The sequence below is a fragment of the Fluviibacterium sp. S390 genome, from assembly GCF_049800695.1.
In the GTDB taxonomy this organism is placed as follows: Bacteria; Pseudomonadota; Alphaproteobacteria; order Rhodobacterales; family Rhodobacteraceae; genus Meridianimarinicoccus.
Genome location: NZ_JBNAFN010000007.1, coordinates 140067 through 161472 on the forward strand (window position 1 = coordinate 140067; position 21406 = coordinate 161472).

The 21406-nt window shown below is 66.2% G+C and carries 23 protein-coding genes; 9 read left to right on the forward strand and 14 right to left on the reverse strand.

The features are described from left to right. Positions 1–57: 57 nt before the first annotated feature. From ACP15K_RS07995 to ACP15K_RS08020, 6 genes are all read right to left on the reverse strand, one after another. Entirely contained in the window at positions 58–2112 is a 2055-nt protein-coding gene (locus ACP15K_RS07995; RefSeq protein ID WP_424990227.1) for an ASKHA domain-containing protein, read from the reverse strand. Positions 2113–2501: 389 nt separating this feature from the next. Further along, positions 2502–2999 carry a cupin domain-containing protein gene (locus ACP15K_RS08000; RefSeq protein WP_424990228.1) on the reverse strand — a complete coding sequence of 166 codons (498 nt, stop codon included), beginning with the start codon at positions 2997–2999 and terminating at the stop codon, positions 2502–2504. Positions 3000–3113: 114 nt separating this feature from the next. Beyond that, positions 3114–4064 (reverse strand): methyltetrahydrofolate cobalamin methyltransferase, encoded by a 951-nt coding sequence (locus tag ACP15K_RS08005; protein WP_424990229.1) that lies wholly within the window; start codon positions 4062–4064, stop codon positions 3114–3116. Continuing rightward, entirely contained in the window at positions 4061–4735 is a 675-nt protein-coding gene (locus ACP15K_RS08010; RefSeq protein WP_424990230.1) for an HAD family hydrolase, read from the reverse strand. Before ACP15K_RS08010 ends, ACP15K_RS08005 begins: the two co-directional genes overlap by 4 nt. Next, on the reverse strand, positions 4735–5679 hold the full coding sequence (locus ACP15K_RS08015) for a methylenetetrahydrofolate reductase (RefSeq protein ID WP_424990231.1): 945 nt from the start codon (positions 5677–5679) through the stop codon (positions 4735–4737). The genes ACP15K_RS08010 and ACP15K_RS08015 overlap by 1 nt, the downstream gene beginning before the upstream one ends. Before the next feature lie 26 nt (positions 5680–5705). Further along, positions 5706–6002, reverse strand: a complete 297-nt coding sequence (locus ACP15K_RS08020) for a virulence factor (protein ID WP_193141606.1) — start codon at positions 6000–6002, stop codon at positions 5706–5708. Between the two features lie 176 nt (positions 6003–6178). Here ACP15K_RS08020 and ACP15K_RS08025 point away from each other — a divergent pair, with 176 nt between their 5' ends. Together ACP15K_RS08025 and ACP15K_RS08030 are read left to right on the forward strand one after the other, a co-directional pair. Further along, positions 6179–7297 (forward strand): Ppx/GppA phosphatase family protein, encoded by a 1119-nt coding sequence (locus tag ACP15K_RS08025; RefSeq protein WP_424990232.1) that lies wholly within the window; start codon positions 6179–6181, stop codon positions 7295–7297. Between the two features lie 12 nt (positions 7298–7309). Continuing rightward, entirely contained in the window at positions 7310–8032 is a 723-nt protein-coding gene (locus ACP15K_RS08030) for an RlmE family RNA methyltransferase (RefSeq protein ID WP_424990233.1), read from the forward strand. Positions 8033–8603: 571 nt separating this feature from the next. Here the strand turns inward: ACP15K_RS08030 and ACP15K_RS08035 are convergent. The 5 genes from ACP15K_RS08035 to ACP15K_RS08055 all read right to left on the reverse strand — a co-directional run bounded on the left by ACP15K_RS08035 (position 8604) and on the right by ACP15K_RS08055 (position 14303). Next, the gene (locus ACP15K_RS08035; protein ID WP_424990234.1) at positions 8604–9458 is read right to left on the reverse strand and encodes a UDP-2,3-diacylglucosamine diphosphatase; all 855 of its coding nucleotides are present in this window, start codon (positions 9456–9458) and stop codon (positions 8604–8606) included. Between the two features lie 89 nt (positions 9459–9547). Beyond that, the gene (locus ACP15K_RS08040; RefSeq protein ID WP_424990235.1) at positions 9548–11149 is read right to left on the reverse strand and encodes a response regulator; all 1602 of its coding nucleotides are present in this window, start codon (positions 11147–11149) and stop codon (positions 9548–9550) included. 103 nt (positions 11150–11252) lie between these two features. Next, positions 11253–12971 (reverse strand): methionine--tRNA ligase, encoded by a 1719-nt coding sequence (gene metG / locus ACP15K_RS08045; RefSeq protein WP_424990236.1) that lies wholly within the window; start codon positions 12969–12971, stop codon positions 11253–11255. Positions 12972–13053: 82 nt separating this feature from the next. Further along, positions 13054–13623, reverse strand: coding sequence for a YceI family protein (locus ACP15K_RS08050; protein WP_193141600.1), 570 nt, complete (start codon positions 13621–13623; stop codon positions 13054–13056). A gap of 86 nt (positions 13624–13709) precedes the next feature. Further along, a complete protein-coding gene (locus ACP15K_RS08055; RefSeq protein WP_193141599.1) occupies positions 13710–14303 on the reverse strand; it encodes an ImuA family protein in 594 nt (197 codons plus the stop codon). A gap of 140 nt (positions 14304–14443) precedes the next feature. Here ACP15K_RS08055 and ACP15K_RS08060 point away from each other — a divergent pair, with 140 nt between their 5' ends. Then, the gene (locus ACP15K_RS08060) at positions 14444–15487 is read left to right on the forward strand and encodes an aldo/keto reductase (protein WP_193141598.1); all 1044 of its coding nucleotides are present in this window, start codon (positions 14444–14446) and stop codon (positions 15485–15487) included. Here ACP15K_RS08060 and ACP15K_RS08065 read toward each other — a convergent pair. Together ACP15K_RS08065 and ACP15K_RS08070 are read right to left on the reverse strand one after the other, a co-directional pair. After that, the gene (locus tag ACP15K_RS08065; protein ID WP_226925847.1) at positions 15481–16173 is read right to left on the reverse strand and encodes an NUDIX hydrolase; all 693 of its coding nucleotides are present in this window, start codon (positions 16171–16173) and stop codon (positions 15481–15483) included. The two genes, ACP15K_RS08060 and ACP15K_RS08065, sit on opposite strands and share 7 nt — an antisense overlap. Positions 16174–16190: 17 nt before the next feature. After that, complete coding sequence (locus ACP15K_RS08070) at positions 16191–16583, reverse strand: DUF983 domain-containing protein (protein ID WP_193141596.1); 393 nt, start codon at positions 16581–16583, stop codon at positions 16191–16193. A gap of 198 nt (positions 16584–16781) precedes the next feature. Here ACP15K_RS08070 and ACP15K_RS08075 point away from each other — a divergent pair, with 198 nt between their 5' ends. From ACP15K_RS08075 to ACP15K_RS08090, 4 genes are all read left to right on the forward strand, one after another. Further along, on the forward strand, positions 16782–17291 hold the full coding sequence (locus ACP15K_RS08075; RefSeq protein ID WP_424990237.1) for an EF-hand domain-containing protein: 510 nt from the start codon (positions 16782–16784) through the stop codon (positions 17289–17291). A 65-nt stretch (positions 17292–17356) separates the two neighbouring features. Then, the gene (locus ACP15K_RS08080; RefSeq protein ID WP_394355461.1) at positions 17357–17944 is read left to right on the forward strand and encodes an RNA polymerase sigma factor; all 588 of its coding nucleotides are present in this window, start codon (positions 17357–17359) and stop codon (positions 17942–17944) included. Continuing rightward, on the forward strand, positions 17937–18317 hold the full coding sequence (locus tag ACP15K_RS08085) for a hypothetical protein (protein ID WP_424990238.1): 381 nt from the start codon (positions 17937–17939) through the stop codon (positions 18315–18317). Before ACP15K_RS08080 ends, ACP15K_RS08085 begins: the two co-directional genes overlap by 8 nt. A gap of 4 nt (positions 18318–18321) precedes the next feature. Then, positions 18322–18822 carry a periplasmic heavy metal sensor gene (locus ACP15K_RS08090; protein ID WP_424990239.1) on the forward strand — a complete coding sequence of 167 codons (501 nt, stop codon included), beginning with the start codon at positions 18322–18324 and terminating at the stop codon, positions 18820–18822. Between the two features lie 2 nt (positions 18823–18824). On the opposite strand, the gene ACP15K_RS08095 is transcribed toward ACP15K_RS08090, so the two are convergent. Further along, a complete protein-coding gene (locus tag ACP15K_RS08095) occupies positions 18825–20228 on the reverse strand; it encodes a diguanylate cyclase (RefSeq protein WP_424990240.1) in 1404 nt (467 codons plus the stop codon). A 77-nt stretch (positions 20229–20305) separates the two neighbouring features. Between ACP15K_RS08095 and ACP15K_RS08100 the strand changes: the two genes are divergently transcribed. Next, positions 20306–20593: a DUF3572 domain-containing protein gene (locus ACP15K_RS08100; RefSeq protein WP_193141591.1), complete on the forward strand. Its 288-nt coding sequence runs from the start codon at positions 20306–20308 to the stop codon at positions 20591–20593. An 81-nt stretch (positions 20594–20674) separates the two neighbouring features. Then, a complete protein-coding gene (locus ACP15K_RS08105) occupies positions 20675–21391 on the forward strand; it encodes an HAD family hydrolase (protein ID WP_424990241.1) in 717 nt (238 codons plus the stop codon). The last annotated feature ends 15 nt before the right edge of the window (positions 21392–21406 follow it).

A 21406-nucleotide genomic window follows, 5' to 3' on the forward strand; every position in this document is an offset into this window, starting at 1 on the left:
ATCAACCCACCTTGCAACTTGCAGCGGCGTCGCCCTTGCGGACACGTGAGCCTTTTCTCAGCCGCGCCGCCGCCGTCTGCGGCGGCCGCCATCGCCTTCGCCGCCGCCGCCACCGGCCCCGAACCCGACGTCGGGTAGGGTCACGATCCGGCGCAATTCGGCGAATGGATCGGTGGCGTGGGGCAGGGCGTTGGCGTTGACGAAATGTTCCTGGAACTTCGGCGCGATGGCAGTTTCGACCTTGGTGATCCGGCGCACCGTTGCCTCGATCTCGTCCCGCGCGGCGCGGGAATGCAGGGCCATCCGCGCCCCGGTTCCGGCGGCATTGCCCGCCGATTGCACCTTGTCCAGCAGGCAGTCGGGGATCATGCCCAGCACCATCGCGTGCTTGGGCGAGATATGCGCGCCAAAGGCCCCGGCCAGCACCACCCGTTCGACATGGTCCACGCCCATCTCGTCCATCAACAGCCGCGCGCCAGCGTACAAAGCGGATTTCGCTAGCTGGATCGCGCGGATGTCGCCTTGCGTCACCGAGATCAGCGGCCCGCCCGTCGCCCGTGCATCATGCAGCACATAGGAATGGGTGCGCCCGTCGGGGACCAGCCGGTCGCTGCCCGCCGCCTCGGCCGAGCCGATCAGCCCTGAGGCATCCAGAAGACCGGCCATGCGCATTTCCGCAACCGCTTCGATGATGCCCGAGCCGCAGATGCCGGTGATGCCCGAGGCGGCGGTGGCCGCGTCGAAGGCGGGATCATCCGACCACAGGTCGCTGCCGATGACGCGGAACCGGGGGATCCTGGTGACCGGGTCGATCTCGACCCGTTCGATGGCGCCCGGGGCGGCGCGCTGTCCGGCGCTGATCTGGGCACCTTCGAAGGCCGGACCGGTGGGCGAGGAACAGGCCAGCACTTGTTCGCGATTGCCCAGCAGGATCTCGGCATTGGTGCCCACGTCCACCACCAGAACCAGATCGTCGGAGCGGTCCGGCGCTTCGGCCAGCGCCACGGCGGCGGCATCGGCACCCACATGGCCCGCGATGCAAGGCAGCACGTACAGGCGGGCGCTGGCGCCGGTGTTGGTCAGCCCCAGATCCCGCGTCGACAGCCGCAGCGCATCGGAGGTCGCCAGCGCGAAGGGCGCCTGACCCAGTTCCAGCGGGTCGATCCCCAACGCCAGGTGGTGCATGACCGGGTTGCAGACCAGCACCATCTCGAAGATCAGCCGCGTCTCGATCCCGGCCTGGCCTGCCAGATCGGCCAGCAGATCGTTCAGGGCGGTGCGCACCACGGCGGTCATCTCGCGGTCGCCGCCGGGGTTCATCATGCCATAGGACACGCGGCTCATCAGGTCTTCGCCAAAGCGGATCTGCGGGTTCATGATCCCGCCCGAAGCCAGCACCGCGCCCGACGCCAGATCGCACAGATGCGCGGCAATGGTGGTAGAGCCAAGATCGACCGCCACACCGTACAGCCCGCCGTCGTGCAGGCCGGGCCAGAGATCCAGCAGCACCGGCGCGCCGTGGCCGTCGTCATAAACCGCCACCGAAACCTGCCAGCCGCCCTTGCGCAGCGCCGGTTGCAGGCGGGCCAGCACCGGCAGACCGGCGGTCAGACCGGCAACACCCCATTGCGCCTGCAGCGCCCTTGCCAGCCGTTCGAAATCGCCCGTGGGCTCGTGCATGTCGGGTTCTTCGACCTCGACCACGTACAGCCGGGTGACCGGGTCCATTTTCATCACCCGGTCCGAGGCCGCCTTGCGCACGATCTGGCGGTGGACCTGGCTTTCCGGGGGCACGTCGATGACCACATCGCCGGTGATCTGCGCCTGACAGCCCAGCCGCCGCCCGTCGATCAGCCCGCGCTTGGACTTGTAGCGTTCTTCGACCGCGTTCCAGCCCGACAGGGCTTCGGTTCCCACATGGATGCCATGCTTGGGGAAGTCTCCGAAGGCCGGGGTGATCTGGCAGCGCGAGCAGATGCCGCGCCCGCCGCAGACAGAATCCAGATCGACGCCCAACTGGCGTGCGGCGGTCAGCACCGGGGTGCCGGGCGCAAAGCGCCCGCGTTTGCCCGAGGGCAGGAAAACGACAAGGGGATCTTTCGGCGCGGTCACGGGATGTCCTCTGGTTTGGCTTGTCGCACGGGGTGCGGGCGGTCAGACTGACGCCCTTTCGAACGTTCATGCAAGCTGAAGGGGCATGACCCATGCCTGACACCGACCTTCTCGAACCGTCTGCGACGCGTCAGGTGCTTTCCTTCGGCCGCCTGCGCATTCCAGGGTCTTGAAGGCGGCGCTGCGGCAGTGTGCTGATGCTGACCCGCGAAAAAACCGCCGGTGTGGTGCTGGTGCCCTGGACCGGCGGCACCTGTGGCGCAGGGGGTGCGGCACGCAATGACCGCGCCACCCCGTGGTTGTCCATCATGCCCCCGAAATGGCCCGCATCCCCGTGGGATCGGCCAATTTTCTGACCGAACTGTGGCATCTCACAGGCTGAGCGTGGACTATTGCAGCGTCGTGTCGGCGCTGTAGTCCTCCGACAGGGCATCCATCAGGTCCAGCTGGCGGGCCTGCACGGCGGCCACGGCGGGGGCCTTGGGTGCGGCATCCATCAGGAACTGATACTCGATCTCGCTGAAGCTGTTGGCCGGGAAAGTATAGAGGATCTGCGCATCTTCGGTATCGGCGAACATGCCATGAATGGCGCCACCGGGGATGAAGATGGCGGTACCGGGGGTCAGCTCGTGCGCGACACCGTCCACCATGATCCGCGCCCGGCCCGACAGGCCGAAATAGGTTTCGGGATGGGCATGGCGGTGCAGCGCCAGACAGTCGCCGGGACGCAAATGCGCCACGCCGCAGGTCAGGCCGGAGGTCTCGGTGCGGTCGGCGGTGAACAGGGTCTGCCAGCGCACGTTGCCATAGTCCGGGTCCGAGAAACTCTCCATCGGAAGCTCTGCGCAGTGCAGGATTGTGGCCTGTGACCCGATATCTTTCGCCATGCTGCGCCTCCCGTCGCTACTGGTCCCGATAGACGCGGGATGCCGAAACGCGGCGGCCATGTCGCCTTTGAAAGCGGCATGGCGCGGGTCGTTTTCAGACCGGGGCGCGCAGGCTCAGGCCCGGCGGCGGCGACGTCCGCCGCGTCCGCCGCTGGCGGCCTGGGAGGCTTCGGCGAACGGCGTGCCGTCGCGGGTAGCTTCCAGCACGCGGGCAAAGCGGATCCATTCGCTGCCGTTTGGATCGTGGTTCATCAGGAAGTTGGCGGCGCGGATCGCCTCCATCTCGACCGGGCGGACGGGGTTCATGATGGCGCTGGTCATGCCCGCGCCGATGGCCATGGGCAGGAAGGCGGCGTTGATGCCGTGGCGGTTGGGCAGCCCGAAGGAGATGTTCGAGGCCCCGCAGGTTGTGTTGACCCCCAGTTCCTCGCGCAGCTTGCGCACCAGCGTGAACACCTGCTGCCCGGCACTGCCCATGGCGCCCACCGGCATCACCAGCGGATCGACCACGATGTCATGGGCCGGGATGCCGAAATCGGCGGCGCGCTCGACGATCTTCTTCGCCACCGCGAATCGCACCTCGGGATCTTCCGAAATGCCGGTGTCGTCGTTCGAGATCGCCACCACCGGCACGTTGTATTTCTTGACCAGCGGCAGCACCAGTTCCAGCCGGTCTTCCTCGCCCGTCACCGAGTTCAGCAGCGGGCGGCCCTTGGCGGCGGCCAGCCCGGCCTCAAGAGCGGCGGGAACCGAACTGTCGATGCACAGGGGGACGTCGACCAAGCCCTGCACCAGTTCGATCACGGCGGTCATCAGCGGCGGTTCGGTCTCGTTCGGGTTGGGGTTGGAATTGTAGACAACGCCCGCGTTGATATCCAGAACCATCGCCCCGCAGGCCACCTGTTCCAGCGCGTCCCGCTCGACGGTCGAAAAATCGCCTGCTTCCAGTTCGGCGGCCAGCTTCTTGCGGCCGGTCGGGTTGATGCGTTCCCCGATGACGCAGAACGGCTCGTCAAAGCCGATGGTGACGGTCTTGGTCTGGGACTCGACAACGGTGCGGGTCATGGGCGGGCTCCTGTAAGGCGGTCGAGCATGGGGCCGAGCGCGGGGGCAGTGAAATCCTTGATGGTCATCGCCGCACCCGCATCGCGCAGGCTGTCGGCATCCAGCGAGCTTTCCAGCCCGACGGTGTAGACACCCGAAGCCGCAGCAGAGTGTACGCCCGAAGGGCTGTCTTCGAAGGCAATGCAGCGGGCGGGATCGGCGTTCAGCGCTGCCATGGCGGCCAGATAGGGGTCGGGATGCGGTTTGCCCCGATCACATTCGTCGCCGATGACAAGGGTGTCGAAGGCGTCGGCCAGGCCGATGGCGGCCAGCATGACCTCGGCGTTGATGCGCGGGGCGTTGGTGACCACGGCAAGGCCCAGCCCATCGGCACGGGCGCGGGCCAGCAGGGGTTCGACCCCGGCGGTGGCGGGGGCCGCGCCGCCCAGCCGGTCGCGGAAGGCCGCTTCCTTGTCCCATGACAGTTGCGCGGCATCTTCGTCGGGGAAGAACTCGGTGAAGATATCCTCGTTCAGACGGCCGTGCATGTGGCGCAGGTAATAGGCGTCGTCGATGGCGACGCCACGGGCGGCAAACAGGTCGATGAAGATCTGCGCGTGCAACGGATCAGAGTGCAGCAAGGTGCCGTCCAGATCGAACAGCAGCGCGGCAGTCTGGACGGGCGATGGCATCAGGCGGCGGCGATCGCGGCAGGTTGGCCCGACGCACCGCCATGGGCGCGGGTCCACTCACAGGTGGTCTTGATACCGCCCAGCGGAAAGAAATGCACCCGCGCGATGGAGAAGTCCGGATGCGCGGCCTTGTGGGCCGCGAGATCCGACAGGAAGTCGATGGGTTCGAACGGCAGCACCAGCTTGGTCACATCACGGGCGCGGCGTTGCAGCACCCGCAGCGAGGGGCCGACGCCGCAGGTGATGGCGAACTTGATCATGGTCTGCAGCTTGGCGGGGCCGGCCACGCCGATGTGGATCGGCAGGTCGATGCCTTCGGCGGCCAGCCGGTCGGCCCAGGCGATGACCGGCGCGGCCTCGAAGCAGAACTGGGTGGCGATGGCCATTTTCGCATCAGTGCGCGCCGCGAACGCCTGTTTCCAGCGCAGCGCCTCAATCACCATCTTGTCGCCACCGTCGGGATCGATGTCGCGGCTGCCCTCGGGATGGCCCGCCACGTGCAGGCGTTTGAACCCGGCCTTGTCGAACAGCCCGGTCTCCATCAGTTGCATCGAGCTATGGAAGTCGCCCTTCGGCGCGGCCACGCCACCGGCCAGCAGCAGTGCCTGATCGACCCCGGCCTCGCCCTGATAGCGGGCGATCCAGTCTCCCAGCGTGGCCTTGTCGCGGATGATCCGGGCCGGGAAATGCGGCATCACGGCAAAGCCGTCGCGTGCCAGACGGGCGGCGGTGGCGACCATGTCCTCGATCGGGGTGCCGTCGATATGGGCGATGTAGACGCGGGTGCCGGCGGGCAGCAGGGCGCGGAAATCCTCGACCTTCTCGGCGGTGCGCGGCATCACCTCGATCGAGAACCCGTCCATCAGGGCCTCAAGCTGGCCCGATGTGCGCGGCGCCTGGGCCACAGAGGCGGTGGTCCGAGGTTTGAAGTTCAGAAGCGCCATGGCTTTCTCCCAGATGGTCCTTGGGCTCATGCCCAGCCGTGGTTGTCGATCAGCGCCTTCAGGCGCGCGGTATCAAATTCGGCATCCAGCGCCGCGGCAGTGGTGTCGGCGGCGGTGGTGTCATCGCCGTCGACCGGGATCGGGTCGGCCTTGCGCCATTGCGCAAGGTAGTCGTCGGTGCCCGCCATGCCGGCCTTCATCGCGGCCCGGTCGATGGCCTGTTCGAAGCGTTCGGGCAGGGCGCGTTTCACCCCGCGCCGTCCGCGCCCCACGATGACCTGCGCCGGGATATCGCGCCAGTAAACGATGATCACATCTGCCATGAACGACACCAATTGAACCTGTCCCAGCGGTAACAGGTCGCCTGTCCGCGCCAAGGTCGGATTTCGACACCGCGGCCGTATTCCGCGACCTTGTTCGCTGCCGCGGACGATCATGCGCGCTTGCGTCGCAGAAGTGTCACGCTTAAGTTGGCCTCAACTAGCGATGGAGGGCGCAGATGACGCCCAGGCGTTCCAGGCGCGCGGCGGCGATCCCGAAAACGGTCGAGCCCGCCGGTGCGTCTCCCGTTTCCAGAGAGCCTTACGCGGCGCTCGATCTGGGAACGAACAGTTGTCGTATGCTGATCGCCCGCGCTGAGGGCGACCAGTTGCGCGTGATCGACAGCTTTTCCAAGGCTGTCCAGTTGGGGGCCGGGTTGGAAGCATCCGGTGCCCTTTCTCGCATATCTGTGAAACGCACGGTGCAGGCGCTGCGCGTCTGCCGCCGCAAGCTGGAACAGCATGGCGTCACCCGGATGCGGCTGGTGGCGACCGAAGCCTGCCGCCGTGCCCGCAATGGCAATGCTTTCATCAACCAGGTGCGGCGCGAAACCGGGTTGACGCTGGATGTCATCACGCCCGAGGAAGAAGCCCGCCTTGCGGTCGTCAGTTGCGGCCCGCTGGTGCAGGAAACGTCGGAACAATTGCTGGTGGTGGACATCGGCGGCGGCTCGACCGAACTGGTCTGGATCGACCTGTCGGCGGTACCGACCGGGGGGCGGTCGGCGGCGATCATGGCGATGCACAAACAGTCGTTTGCCGATCTCGGCAACGGGGTGCGGGTGGTGGACTGGATCTCGGTGCCGCTGGGGGTGGCGACGCTGCGCGACAAGTTCTCGGATGTCGAGGACGATGCCGGGGCCTTTGCGCTGATGAGCTGGTTCTTCGAGGAGCATCTGGCAGACTTCGCGCCCTACACCAAGGATCACACCCGCGCCGGCTTTCAGATCGTCGGCACCTCGGGCACGGTGACCACGGTGGCGGCCTCGCATCTGGGGCTGCGCCGCTATGATCGGTCGCTGGTGGATGGGCTGGTGCTGAGTTCCGACCAGATCGACGCGGTGATCCACGACTACCTGCGGCTGGGCCCGGACGGGCGGCGCAGCGATCCGCGCATCGGGCGCGACCGGCACACGCTGATCATGCCCGGTGCGGCGATCCTGCAGGCGCTGATGCGGCTGTGGCCGACCGACCGGCTGTCGGTGGCGGATCGGGGTTTGCGCGAAGGGCTGCTTTACGCACAGATGAGCGCGGACGGGCTGTTTTCGCCCAAAGGCCACGAAAAGGCCCAAGGCTGAGAGGCAAGACCAATGGCTAAGAATACAAGCGGGCGCGGCATGCGCGACTTGCGGGTGCGGGTCAAGACGGCGCGGGGGCGCAAGCTGTCCTCGACGCGCTGGCTGGAGCGGCAGTTGAACGACCCTTACGTCCAGCGGGCCAAGGCCGAGGGCTATCGCGGGCGGGCGGCGTTCAAGATCCTGGAACTGGACGACAAGTACCGCTTCCTCGTGCCCGGCGCGCGCGTCGTTGATCTGGGCTGTGCGCCGGGCGGCTGGTGCCAGGTCGCGGTGCGGCGGGTCAACTCTCTGGGCGAGAAACAGGGCAAGAAAGTGGGCCGGGTCATCGGCCTGGACCTGCAGGAGGTCGAACCGATCCCCGGGGCCGAAATCCACGTGCTGGACTTCCTGGCCGATGGCGCCGACGACCTGGTCAAGGAATGGCTGGGCGGGCCTGCAGATGTGGTCATGTCGGACATGGCGGCGGCCAGTTCCGGGCACAAGCAGACCGACCATTTGCGCATCGTGGCCCTGTGCGAGGCTGCCGCCCAACTGGCTTTCGACGTGCTGGAAGAAGGCGGTACCTTCGTCGCCAAGGTGCTGGCTGGCGGTGCCGAAAGCGAGCTTCAGTCCCTGCTGAAAAAGCGTTTCACCAAGGTTGCCAACGTGAAGCCGCCCGCATCCCGGTCCGACAGTTCCGAAAAGTTCGTGGTGGCCACCGGGTACAAGGGGCCGTCCGCTTCTGAAGCCGACTAGGGCGATTGCCCCCAGCGACGGGCAGACCGGGAAGATCGGGGCAGGGCTTGCCAGATCCGCGATTTTCGCTGAATAGCGCCGGTGTCTGACATCACCTGGCCTGCGTTTGCCCCGCGCCTTTGCACGGGTCGGACCATGATGTGCCGACGTGCACTGCAGAGGTTACGACGAAGGATATATCGATCGGTGGGAATTTTTCCCGCCACCGCATGGCCGCGAAACGGAGGATGCACGCAAGCCGTCCCGCCGGTGTCACGCGCCAGACCGGCGAGAACCTGCGTTGGATCGGCGCGGGGCGGTGACCTCCGACACCCAACCGCCGGGGGGGCGTCCAGATCGGCGATCAACGGGTCGCGGCCCGGAAGACCCTGCTTGCTGTCCCACCAACGCCACAGGCACGGGCAACAGATCCACCATGTCGGCTACTGGGCATAGCCCAGACCCTGACACAGTTTCGAAAACACCCGTTCACGCAATCCGTTGCGGCTGAGTGCGGAATTCCGGTGAACGGCGTCGCCCAACTGCCCGCAGGCGAGATCGGTTTACGTCATGGGATGCCAATCGTGTTCGCTCAGGCGGCGGGTTCGGAGTCTTCGGTCTTTTCATGGGGCGCCGCGCCGCGTTCTGTGGCCTTGGCCTTCAACTTGCGGCGATGGTTGGCCTGTCGGGTCTTGCGGGCCCAGTCGATCAACTTCAGCGTGCCGTCAGGACGCTCGACGATGGCGGTGCAGCTTTCGACCCAGTCGCCGCAGTTGAGGTACTCCACGCCGCCGACCTGGGTCAGTTCGGCCTTGTGGATATGGCCGCAGATGATCCCGTCATAGCCGCCGCGCACGGCTTCATCCGCCAGCACGGACTCGTATTCGCCGATGTAGTTCACCGCGCGTTTGACGGTCTGCTTGGCCCAGTTGGACAACGACCAGTACTGCCCGCCCCACAGCCGCCGCACCCGGTTGAGCCACGTATTGGCCCCCAGCACGAACTTGTAGGCGCGGTCGCCCAGATGGGCGAGCCACTTGGCGTTCACCACCACCACGTCGTACTGGTCGCCATGGGTCACCAGAAAGCGGCGCCCGTCAGCGGTCAGATGCTCATGGGTGATCTTGACTTCGATGCCGCCGAAATGGGTGCCGACATAGTTGCGCATGATCTCGTCATGGTTGCCGGGGATATAGGTGATGGGCACGCCGGCATGGGCCTTGGCCAGCAGCGCCTCGATGACGTTGTTGTGGGACTGCGGCCAGTGCCAGCCGCGCCGCAACCGCCAGCCGTCGAAGATGTCACCGACCAGCACGATCCGGTCGGCGTCGTGACGGCGCAGGAAATCCAGCAGCATGTCGGCCTGGCAGCCCCGCGTCCCGAGGTGGATGTCGGACAGGAACAGGGTGCGATACCGCGGCCGGCGGGAGGGGACATCGGGCGTCATGGGTCAAGCCCTTACGCCAAGGATCGTGACGCAACCATGATAAAAAGGGAGACGCAGGCGACTCGGCGGCGAACGGCGGGCGGGGGGCGTCAGGCGTGCTTGACGGACCTGCGCGCACCAGTGGGGTGGTTGCGGGAATAGCGCGACAACAGTGCCTCCAGCCTTGTGCGTTCGAAGGGCTTGGGCAGGAAGGCATCCATCCCGGCGCTGAGATAGCTGTTCTGGTCGCGCACATGCGCCGAACAGCCGATGATCGGCACCTCGCCGATGGGACCGGCATCGCGGATTTCCTTGGTCGCCTTGATGCCGTCCATATGCGGCATCATCACGTCCATGATCACCAGATCGAACTTCTTGCGCTTGACCGCGTTGACCGCGTGCACGCCGTTCTCGGCGATGGTGACCCGGTGGCCCAACTCGGTCAGCAGATCCTGCATCAGAGCGCGGCTCATGTCATTGTCCTCGGCCACCAGGATATCCAGCCCGGCGGGGCGCGGTTCGGGATCGACGATGATCGGGGCCTTCTCGGTCGCCTCTGCGGCCTTGTCGGCGCATTCATAGCCCACGTCGAGTTCGAAGAAGAAGGTCGAGCCTTCGCCGGGCCGCGATTGCACGCCGACCTTGGCTTCCATCGCGGTGGCGATCTCGTGGCAGATCGACAGGCCCAGCCCCCAGCCGGTGGAGGTGTTGGAAAACCCCGAGCCGACCTGCACGAAGGGGCGGAACAATTGCGCAAGCTCATCTTGGGTCATGCCGGGGCCGGTGTCGTCCACCTCGAAGCGGATGGTCATGCGGTCGCCATCGCGGGCGACCTCTTCCACGGACAGGGTGATGCGGCCTTCGCGGGTGTATTTCACCGCGTTGGCCAGATAGTTGTTCAGCACCTGCTGGATGCGCGAGCGGTCCGAGATGATCTTGGCGGGCAGGCCCTGATCCTTGGCGATCCGCATCCGCAGACCCTTTTCGGTGGCGCCGGTCTGCCACCAGTCGGCGATCTGCTCCAGAAAACAGTCCAGATCAAAGGTTTCCCGCGCGATCTTCAACTGACCGGTCTCGATCTGGCTGAGGTCAAGCAGATCGTTGAGCATTTTCATCAGGGTGCTGCCCGCGCTCTGGATCGCGTCCACATGGCTTTGGCGGCGTTCGTCCAGCCCCGACATCTTCAGCAGTTGCGTGAAGCCAAGGATGGCATTCATCGGGGTGCGGATCTCGTGGCTCATGGCGGCCAGAAAGCGGGACTTGGCCTTGCTGGCCTCTTCGGCCTCGGCGATGGCGGCGCGCAGGGCGGCCTGGGTCGCGCGGGCTTCGGAGTTGTCGTACATCACCGCCAGCGCCCGCTTGATGCGGCCATCGGTGCCCATATGCGCCTTGGCCGAGAGCACCACCGGCAGGGCGGTGCCATCCTTGCGCCGGAATTCATACTCGGCCCCGTCCATGGTGCCGCGAGCGCGGAATTCCTGTTCGACCTGCGCCAGCGCCTTGGCCTGACTGTCCGGCGTCAGGAAATCGAACGAGGGTTTGCCGATCATCTCGTCGGCGGCATAGCCCAGGGCCTCGGCCATGAACTCGCTGACCCGCACGACGCGCCAGTCGGCGTCGACGGAAATCATGTAGATGGGGGCCTGATCGAAGAATGCGTCGAAGGCCGCGTCGGTATTGCCGGTCCACTGGTTCAACAAGACACGCTTCATATCAACTCCCGCACCGGCGACGATTGCTGTCCGCAAACGGACCTGTCGCGCCCGCTACTATGCCGGGACTGCGGCAAGTTGTCCAGAAGCTGCCGGCCCGACCTTAGTCGCGCACACCCGAAAACCGCGATTGCCAGTCCTCGCGATCCTCGTCGGCGATCTTGGCGAACAGGACCTCGGGCACGGTGAAGGCATGGCCGGGCTGCATCCGGTCCAGTGCCTTGCGCACGTCCTCGGGCCAGGGGCTGTCGCCCAGGGCCATGGCCTCGGTCAGCTTGGCGCTGGCATCGGGGATAAAGGGGGCCGACAAGGCCGCGTAGAGCCCGATCAGGTTCAGCGCCAGACGGACCACAGCGGCGGCGGCCTCGGGGTCGGTCTTGAACTGCGCCCAGGGGGCGGCGTCCTGCAGGTATTCGTTGCCCAGCACCCAGATCGCCCGCAGCTCGGCGGCGGCCTTGCGGATCTCGATGGCGTCCATGTGATCCTGATAGGCAGCGACACGGGCTTCCAGCGCCGCGATCAGCGCCGCTTCGCGGTCGCCATAGGTGCCGCCAGCAGGCACTTCCTCGCCGAATTTCGACCGGCAGAACTTGGTGATCCGGCTGACAAAATTGCCCAGGACGTCGGCCAGATCCTTGTTCACGCTGGTCTGGAAATTTTCCCAGGTGAACTCGCTGTCGGAGTTTTCCGGCGCATGGCTGAGCAGCCACCAGCGCCAATAGTCGCTGGGCAGGATGTCCAGTGCCTGATCCATGAACACGCCGCGCCCCTGGCTGGTCGAGAACTGACCACCATCGTAGTTCAGGTAGTTGAAGGACTTGATGTAATCCACCAGCTTCCAAGGATCGCCCGAGCCCTTGATCGTCGCCGGGAAGCTCAGGGTGTGGAACGGCACGTTGTCCTTGCCCATGAACTGCACATAGCGCACGTCGTCGGCGCCCTTGTCGGTGCGCCACCAGCGTTCCCAGTCGGCCTCGGTCTTGCCGTTGGCCTCGGCCCATTCTGCGCTGGCCGCAATGTATTCGATGGGGGCATCGAACCAGACGTAGAAGACCTTGCCTTCCATGCCGGGCCAGTCGGCCTCGCCACGTTTGACCAGCACGCCCCAGTCCAGATCGCGGGTGATGCCGCGATCCTGCAGACCGTCGCCGTCATGCAGCCATTTCTTGGCGATCGAGGTGGTCAGCACCGGCCAGTCGGTCTTGGAGGAGATCCAGGCGTCCAGATCATCCTTCAGGGCGGACTGGCGCAGATACAGGTGCTTGGTCTCGCGCACTTCCAGATCGGTCGAGCCGGAGATGGCCGAGCGCGGGTCGATCAGGTCGGTGGGATCGAGCTGCTTGGTGCAGTTCTCGCACTGGTCGCCACGGGCCTTGTCATAGCCGCAATTGGGGCAGGTGCCTTCGATATAGCGATCGGGCAGGAAGCGGCCATCGGCATGGGAATAGACCTGACGCTCGCTGACTTCCTCGATCAGCCCGTTGTCGGCCAGACGGCCCGCGAAATACTGGGTCAGCTTGTGGTTCTGCGGGCTGGAGGAGCGCCCGAAATGGTCAAAGGACAGGCGGAAGCCTTCGGCCAACGCCGATTGGGTCTTGTGCATCGCGGCGCAGTATTCGGCCACCGGCTGGCCGGCCTTTGCGGCGGCCAGTTCGGCGGGGGTGCCGTGTTCGTCGGTGGCGCAGAGGAACATGACCTCGTTGCCGCGGGCGCGTTGGTAACGGGCGTAAAGATCGGCCGGCAGCTGGCTGCCCACCAGATTGCCCAGATGCTTGATCCCGTTGATATAGGGGATCGCCGAAGTGATCAGAATTCGTGCCATTGGTCGCTGTCCCATCTGCTGCCGTTGCCCGACCGCGCCCGTGTAACGCAGCTTTGCGGCAAGGGCCAGATGGCGCAGAGGGTCAGGGCGCCTCGATCCGCGCGAGGATGCGCAACCCGACCACATCGCCCACCAGATCGCTGTAGCCCGAGGCGCCGAAATCGCTGCGCCGGATCTGGCCGGTCAGCAGCACCGACAGGCGGCTCAGGTCGCCGGCGTTGGTGCCGCGCTGGCGATAGATCTGCGCATCCAGCACCAGCGGGCGAGTGACGCCGCGCAGGGTGACATCGCCAGTGATCCGCGCGCCGCCCGCAAGGGCCGTGACCCTGCGCGAGACGAAGCGGATGAGCGGAAAGCGGGCGGTGTCCAACACCTGCGGCGATTTCAGCGCCTGCGTGACGAAGCCGACGCTGGTGCGGCTGCGGGCAGCATCCAGTTCCACCACCGCGCGCGAATTCGCGACCCGGTCGAAGTCCAGCCGCAGATCGGCGCGGACCACCGGCATGGTGCCGGTGCCGGGGGTTCCGCCCAGCGAGTAGGTGAATTCCACCGTCGAGCTGGAAGTATCCAGCGCATAGTCGCGCGGCTCGGCCAGCAGCGGGCCAAGGGGCAGCAGGATCAGCAGACCAAGAAGGCGGGCCAGTCGGGACATGCACCACTGGTAGCGCAGAACCGGCCCGTGTCGGGGAAACTTTTTCGTGTCATGGGCCGTGCTTGCGTGGCCGTGAGGCCGGGTCGCTACATCAGCGCCGCGGCGGCGGTGGGCAGATGGTCCAGCTGCCAGCGGGCCGGCGGGGCGGTGCGGGCGCGCAACCGCTCCAGCCGCCAGCCCAGTCGATCGGCGGTATGGGTCGGGGTCAGCGACCAGCGGCTTTCCACCCCGCCAGCCCCCCCCGTGCCGGGTGTCAGGATCAGCCCCAGCGGCGCGCGGCCCCGCGCTTCGGCCCCCGCCTCGGCGGCCAGATGCAGGCGGCGCACCGGGGTCAGCGGCGGCGGGCCGGGCAGTTCGGCCACCGCCAGCGCCACCGCGCCCGACCGCAGGCTTTCCTCAAGACACCACAGCAGATCCTCGGCCCGCTTGGCCTGCACGAAGATCAGCCGCCCCGGCAGACCGGCCACGCCGATGCCTTCGGGATTAAGCTGTTCGGCCTGCCATTCGGGGCGGATCCAGATCACCGGCCCCTCGGTTCGCGCCGCCACTTCCAACGCCAGGCTGCGCCGGGCCGGGCCGCAGATCTCATGGACGCGGCCGGGCATCAGCGCCATCTCTCCGATCACCGGCAAAAGCGGGACGGGGCGATGCGGCGCGCGGTGCAGGCGAAGATGTTCCATGCCGCCAATTTAGAATGTTCCTGATATGTTCTCAAGCCCGCTGTGCAGATCCCGGGCAAAACCCGGTCAGGGGGCAGAGGCTTCTTGTCTCTCGGACATGCCCGGACTACCTGCCTGTGAGCGATAACGAGGGGACCGACATGAAAAAGAACCCACTGGGCCGCACCGAAACGATGGTCACTGACCTGTGCCTGGGCAGCATGACCTGGGGTACGCAAACCCCCGAAACCGAAGCCCACACCCAGATCGACATGGCGCTGGACCACGGCATCAACTTCATCGACACCGCCGAAGCCTATCCGGTGAACCCGATGAAGGCCGAGACCGCCGGCCTTACCGAACAGGTCATCGGCACCTGGATCGCCAAGAGCGGCCGCCGCGACGAGGTGGTTCTGGCCACCAAGGTCGCCGGTGCGGGCAGCATCTGCCACGATGGCGCGCCGATCTCGTCGAAACTGATCGACAAGGCGCTGAAGGATTCGCTGGCGCGGCTGCAGACCGACCATGTGGACCTGTACCAGCTGCATTGGCCCAACCGTGGCTCTTACGCCTTCCGCCAGAACTGGACCTTCGATCCGTTCGGCCAGGACCGCGCCCGGACCGTGGCCCATATGGAAGACACGCTGGCCGGGCTGAAAAAGCACGTAGAGGCCGGGCGCATCCGCCATGTCGGCCTGTCCAACGAATCCGCCTGGGGCACGATGATGTGGCTGGAGGCGGCCCAATCCATCGGCGCGCCGCGCATGGTGTCGATCCAGAACGAATATTCGCTGCTGTTCCGCATGTTCGACACCGATCTGGCCGAGGTCGCCGCGCACGAGCAGGTCGGCCTGCTGTCCTATTCACCGCTGGCCTGCGGGATGCTGACCGGCAAGTACCGGGACGGCGCCTGTCCCGAAGGCTCGCGTCTTGCGGTGGGCACCAACAAGCTGGGCGGACGGTTCACCGACCGCGCGCAGGAGGCGGTGGAAATCTATGCCGCATTGGCCAGTGACCATGGTCTTGACCTGGCCCACATGTCGCTGGCGTTCTGCCGCGCACGGCCGTTCATGACCTCGACCATCTTCGGGGCCACCACGGTGCCGCAGCTTGAGCACATCCTGGCCGGGATCGAGGTCAGCCTGCCGGACGAGGTGCTGACGGCGATCAATGACGCGCACCGCGCCTTCCCGATGCCCTATTGAGTCGGCCCCTGTTCCTGCCCTTTCAGGCGCTGGAACAGGGATTCCTCGTCATCGTTGTTGAAGAAGGGCACGCTCTCGGGCGGGGCGTTCCGCGTGATCAGTGCGGCCACTTCGGCCAGCACCACCTCGGTGATGAAGGGCAGGTCGAAGCTGCGGGCCTGCCGCAGCGGGATCCACTGCAGGTTCGACAATTCGTCCGACGCACGGCTGAAATCATCGGGGTCGCTGGCCAGCCCGTCGGTCGACGCCAGAAAGAACCGTGCATCAAAACGCCGGGGCCGTCCCGGCGGGGTGACGGCGCGAAAGATGAACCGAAGGGCGCTGGCGTCGGGCAGATGGCCGGTGGCGGCAAAGCTCTGCCAGTCGTCAGGCGCAGGCCGGGGCCAGTCGCCGGGCGTGCCCAGGATCAGGCCGGTTTCCTCCCAGATCTCGCGGATGGCGGCGGTCAGAAGCGCATGGGGCAGGGCCCGGGCGCATTCCTCGGCCAGCCGGGACCGGCACAGGGCGTCGGGCTGACCGGCCAGCGGAATGTCGGCATCGCCCGCATCCACGGCCCCGCCGGGAAACACGAACTTGTTGGGCATGAAGGCCGCGCGCGCGCCGCGCTGCCCCATCAATATCTCGGGCGCGGTCGGATTGCGGTACAGGATCACCGTTGCCGCATCGCGGATCTTGGTCTTGTCCAACGCCGGTCCTCCCTCGTCTAGGCTTCGCTGGGCACGGCACCGAAACCATGCATCCGCCGCGCCCATTGCACACCCACCACCAGCCCCTTCATCCGGGGCAGCAGGAACAGCGACAGCGCCACGCAGGCCACGGACAGCACCGTGGCCATCATCATCGGCGAGGGCCGCAGCTGCACGAACATCACGTGGATCAGTACCCCCATCAGGTGGCCCACCACCAGAATGGTCAGATAGGCCGGCCCGTCGTCGGCGCGCTGGTGGGACAGATCCTCGCCACATTCGGCGCAGCGATCGACCACCTTCAGGTAGCCCTGGAACAATTTGCCCTTGCCGCAATTGGGGCAACGGCACATCAGTCCGCGCCGGATCGCACGTCCGGTGTTGCGCTCTGTCAGGCTGTCGACGGGCATGGCGTGGTCCTTGTTACATTCCGGTTTTCGCAAGTTTCGCAAGATAGGTCCGGCCTGTGCTGCCCTGAATGTGGTGCATTGTCCCGCCGTGCCCAAGAAAAAATTTTCACCTTCGGCGACGGAACCGCCGGGATGGCCCGTTTCAGAGATGCATACCGGGTGCAACACCGGCCCGGTCGAAACCAAAGGACAACGACAATGAAAAAGACAACTGCAGTGCTGGCCCTGACCGCTCTTGTGGCTCTGCCGATGGCGGCAACGCCGGTTCTGGCGAAAGGCGGCAAGGGCCCCGAGATGACCTTCGAGACCCTGGACCTGAACGGCGACGGCGGTATCACGGTGGAAGAACTGACCGGCCAGCGCGCCGCGCGGTTCACCGCGGCAGATGCCAATGGTGACGGGGTTCTGAGCGTCGAAGAGATGCAGGCCGCGGCCGAGGCCGAATTCCAGCAGCGCATGGGCGGCCGTATGGAGAAGATGATCGAGCGGCTCGATGCCAATGGCGATGGCGCGATCTCGCTTGAGGAATTCGAGGCTGTCGGCGGCAGGAAGGCCGACCGGGGCGCCCGGATGATCGACAAGCTGGATGCCAATGACGATGGCGTTGTCGATGCCGAGGAATTCGCAGCCCATAGCGGCAAGCGGGACGGCAAGGGGTCGCGTGGCAAGCACGGCCACGGTCAGGAACATGGCGGTTTCTGGCGCTAACGCCCTGACAAACACGGGCCCGGCCGCTACACCGGTCGGGCCTGTTTCCAGATTAACGGACACGCATGACCCGTATGGCCTTCGATGCCGGATCCCGAGACGAAGACGCCATCCTGTTGGCCCGTTACGCAACGGGCGACCGGGTGGCGGCGCGCGAACTGGTGCAACGCCTGTCGCCCTCGGCCCTGGCCGTGGCGCAGCGGATGCTGGGCAATCGCGGCGATGCCGAGGACGTGGTGCAAGAGGCGCTGCTGCGGCTGTGGAAGATCGCGCCGGACTGGGAAAGCGGCCGGGCGCGGGTGTCGACATGGCTCTACCGCGTGGTGCTGAACCTGTGTACCGACCGGTTGCGCAAGCATCGGCCCGCGCAGATGCCCGAGGGCTGGGATGCCGAAGACGACGCGCCGGCCGCTTTCGAGGCCTTGCAGACCAAGGCGCGCACGGCGGCGCTGGACCAGGCGCTGCAGACGCTGCCCGACCGTCAGCGTCAGGCCGTGATCCTGCGCGAGATCCAGGGGCTTGCGAACCCGGAGATTGCCGGGATCATGGAGATCTCGGTCGAGGCCGTGGAAAGTCTCGTCGCCCGCGGGCGCCGGGGATTGAAAGCCGCGCTGAGCGGCAAACGCGAGGAATTGGGGTATGCCGATGACTGACCGACAGGACCAGTTTTCCGATGCCGCGCTGGACGACATGTTCGCCAGCGCGCGCCAGGATATGGCGACCCCGGTGCCCGATCCCTTCCTGGAACGCTGCATGGGCGACGCGCTGGAGGTTCTGGATGACCGGCTGGCGGCCAAGCTGGCGCCTCGCAAGGCACGTCGGCAGCCCGTCGCGCGGCTGATCTCGGCGCTTGGCCGCATGGCCGTGCCGGCAGGGCTGACAGCCTCGGCGCTGGTCGGGGTCTGGCTGGGCGGCTGGGCCGAAAATACCGGCTTGCTGACCGGGGACGCGGTTGTCAGCAGTGTGATGTCCAGCGACCTGACCTATCGGATCCCCGAGATCGTCTCGCTGTGGGGAGGATACTGAACCCATGCCCAGATTACGTCATTTTCCCTGGCTGAAGATCGTTCTGACAATCTCGCTGGCCCTGAACCTGCTGGTGGCGGGGCTGGTGTTCGGCGCGGTCACCAGTCGCGAGGAATCCCGCCGCGCCCTGCCGCTGGAACGGGAGCGGGCACAGGTCGCCCTGCTGGCCGTGTTGCCGCGCGACCATCGCGACGCGGTGCGCTCGGCCCTGAAATCCGGGGGCGAGGGGCGGTCCGAAGGGCGCGATCAGGCCCGCGCCGACCAGGCAGATTTCGTGGCGGCCCTGCGCCAGCCTGAAGTGTCGGCCGAGGAAATCGCGGCCCTGTTGCAGGCGCAGCGGTTGCGGCGGTCACAGGGCGCGGAACGGTTCGAAGTGATTCTGGCGCAGGAGATCGCGCGCATGTCGCCCGACGCGCGGGACGATTATGCCAGACGGCTGGAGCGGGTGCGCCGCTGGGATCGGGACGATCACCACGGCAAGCCTTCCAAGGATCGCGTCCGTTAGGATCAGGCCGCGAATCCGCTGGCGGCAACGACCTTGTCACGTCCATCTGCCTTGGCCGAATAAAGCGCCTTGTCGGCTTGTGCCAGAACCACATTCATCGGGTTCAGCGCCGTGACCGCATCGTCGGACAGCTCCGCCACCCCGGTGCTGATGGTCACCCGGATAGGTGCGGCAGAGGCGGATGGCGCCGTTACCGGCGTGCGGCGGATCAAGTCGCCGATCCTGTCGGCCAGTTGATGCGCGCCCGCGCGATCGGTGCCGGGCAGGGCGAGGATGAATTCCTCCCCCCCGCTGCGGATCAGCAGGTCTTGCGGCCGGATCGCCTCGGTCAACCGGTGGGCCACTTCCACCAGCACCGCGTCACCGGCGGAATGGCCGAAGGTGTCGTTGATGTCCTTGAACCGGTCCATGTCCATGGCCAGAAGCGACAGCGGTGTGCGGTTTTCCAGCGCGGCGATGCAAAGCCGCTCCAGCCGGGGAAAGGCGAACCGGCGGTTGTAAAGCCCGGTCAGCGGGTCACGTGCGGCCAGTCGCAGGCCGGTCTGCACGAAGTCGCGCAGCTGGTCGATCCGATGCTTTTGGGTCATCTGGGCTTCGATGCGCGCTGCAAGGTTGCGGGCGTCGAACCCGTTCAGAAGCACGTCGTCCGCCCCCAGATCCAACGCCATCGCGGCCGTATGGAACTGACCGCTGCGGTCATCGGTCACCACGACCATGCGCCCATCCCGCGCCGCCGTGCGGCTGCGCAGATCCGACAGAAGCGACAGGCTGTCGCCCTGCTGCAGATCGTTTGCCGACAGGACGATGACTGCCGGGCTTTCGTCCTGCGGCATCGCCAGAAGCGCCCGGTCGGGATGATCTGTCGTGATCCGATGTCCCCGCAGCAACGGGCGCAGTTTCTCTGCCCAGCTTTCGGCGCAGCCCGGCTGTTTTGCGAGGATCTTGATGTGATGCCCGCCCAGGAACGTGTCGCCGGTCTCCGACATCCCCAGATCATGCAGCCCGCGCGCCTGGTGCAGCGCCTCGGCATGGGCACGCATGTGCCGTTGGCAGCGGCGCAGACTGGCCAGCAGGAGCGCGCTGTCCACCGGCTTGGGCAGAACCACGACGGCGCCGGCCTTCACCGCGTCGACCTGAAATTTCGCGGTAGGCGCACTGGCGGTCATCAGAACCGCCGGGGCCGCGCCATCGCGGCGTTCGGTCACCTGGCGGCAGATCGCAAGCGTCGCCTGAGGATCGTCGTCGCAGTCCAGAACCAGAAGATCGGTGGCCTGCCCGCGCAGGGCCGGGAACACCTCGTCCCGTGTTTCGACGGTCTTTACGTCGTAACAGGCCGCGGCAAGCTTGCAGCGAAGGACGATGCGGTTCACCGCCACACTGTCATGGATCAGAATGCGTCCAGTCATGTTAGAGCTTTCCCGCAACCCGGTGGATACCGTAACTCTTCGGCAGGAACGGTTAAGAAAGAATTGAACTTATGAGAATGACGCCGATGACTCGTGAAGATGCGCAGGTTGTCGCCTTGCAGGCGGTTGGTTTTCTGGCAGGCACCGACGACCTGGTTTCGGTCTTCATGGGGGCCACCGGCATCGGGCGCGAAGATCTGGTCACCGGCATCGACACCCCCGAAGTGCAGGCGGCGGTTCTGGATTTCGTGCTGATGGATGACCAATGGGTGCTGGCCTTTGCCGAGGAAACCGGCCGCCCGCCCGAGACCGTCGCGCTGGCCCGCGCCGCCCTGCCGGGGGGCGACGATCGGCACTGGACCTGAGTCGGGGCGCACTCGCGAATACCGGGGAATTGTCAGCTTGGCCCTGATCCGGCATAGTGCCCGCCACCGGGGAGGACACCGATGAGGCAAATAAAAGCGATCCTTTTTGACAAGGACGGCACCTTGTTCGACTTCAACAAGACCTGGGCAAACTGGTCGCAGAAGTTCCTGATGCATCTGGCCGCTGACGACCTGGCGCGCGCGCGCAGTCTGGGTGACGCGGTGGGATTCGACATCACTGCCGGAATGTTCCGCAAGGACAGCATCCTTGTCAGCGCCACGCCACACGACATCACCGATGCCCTGCTGCCGCACCTGCCGGGCGCCACGAAATCCAACATCCTGCGGCTGATGTCACGGTTGACCGCCGAAGTGCCCCAGGCTGAAGCCACGCCGCTGGAGCCGCTGCTGTCCGAACTGATCGTGCGCGGGCTTGTTCTGGGGCTGGTGACCAACGATACCCTCGAACCGACCCGCCGCCATCTGCAGGAATTTGGCGTGACCGAGGCCTTTGCCATGGTGCTGGCGTCTGATTCCGGCTTCGCGGCCAAGCCCGCACCGGACATGCTGCTGGCCTTTTCGGAAACCGTGGGAATCGATCCCGCCGAGATCGTGATGATCGGCGACAGTTCCCACGATCTTGTGGCCGCGCGCGCCGCCGGCATGCCGTCCATCGCGGTTCTGACCGGCATTGCTGACCGGGCGCAGCTGGAGCCTCTGGCCGATGCGGTGCTGCCCAGTGTGGCCGGCCTTCCCGGCTGGCTGGACCAGCGCTGTCCGACGCGCAGCGCCGCATAACGCCCTGCCGCCGTT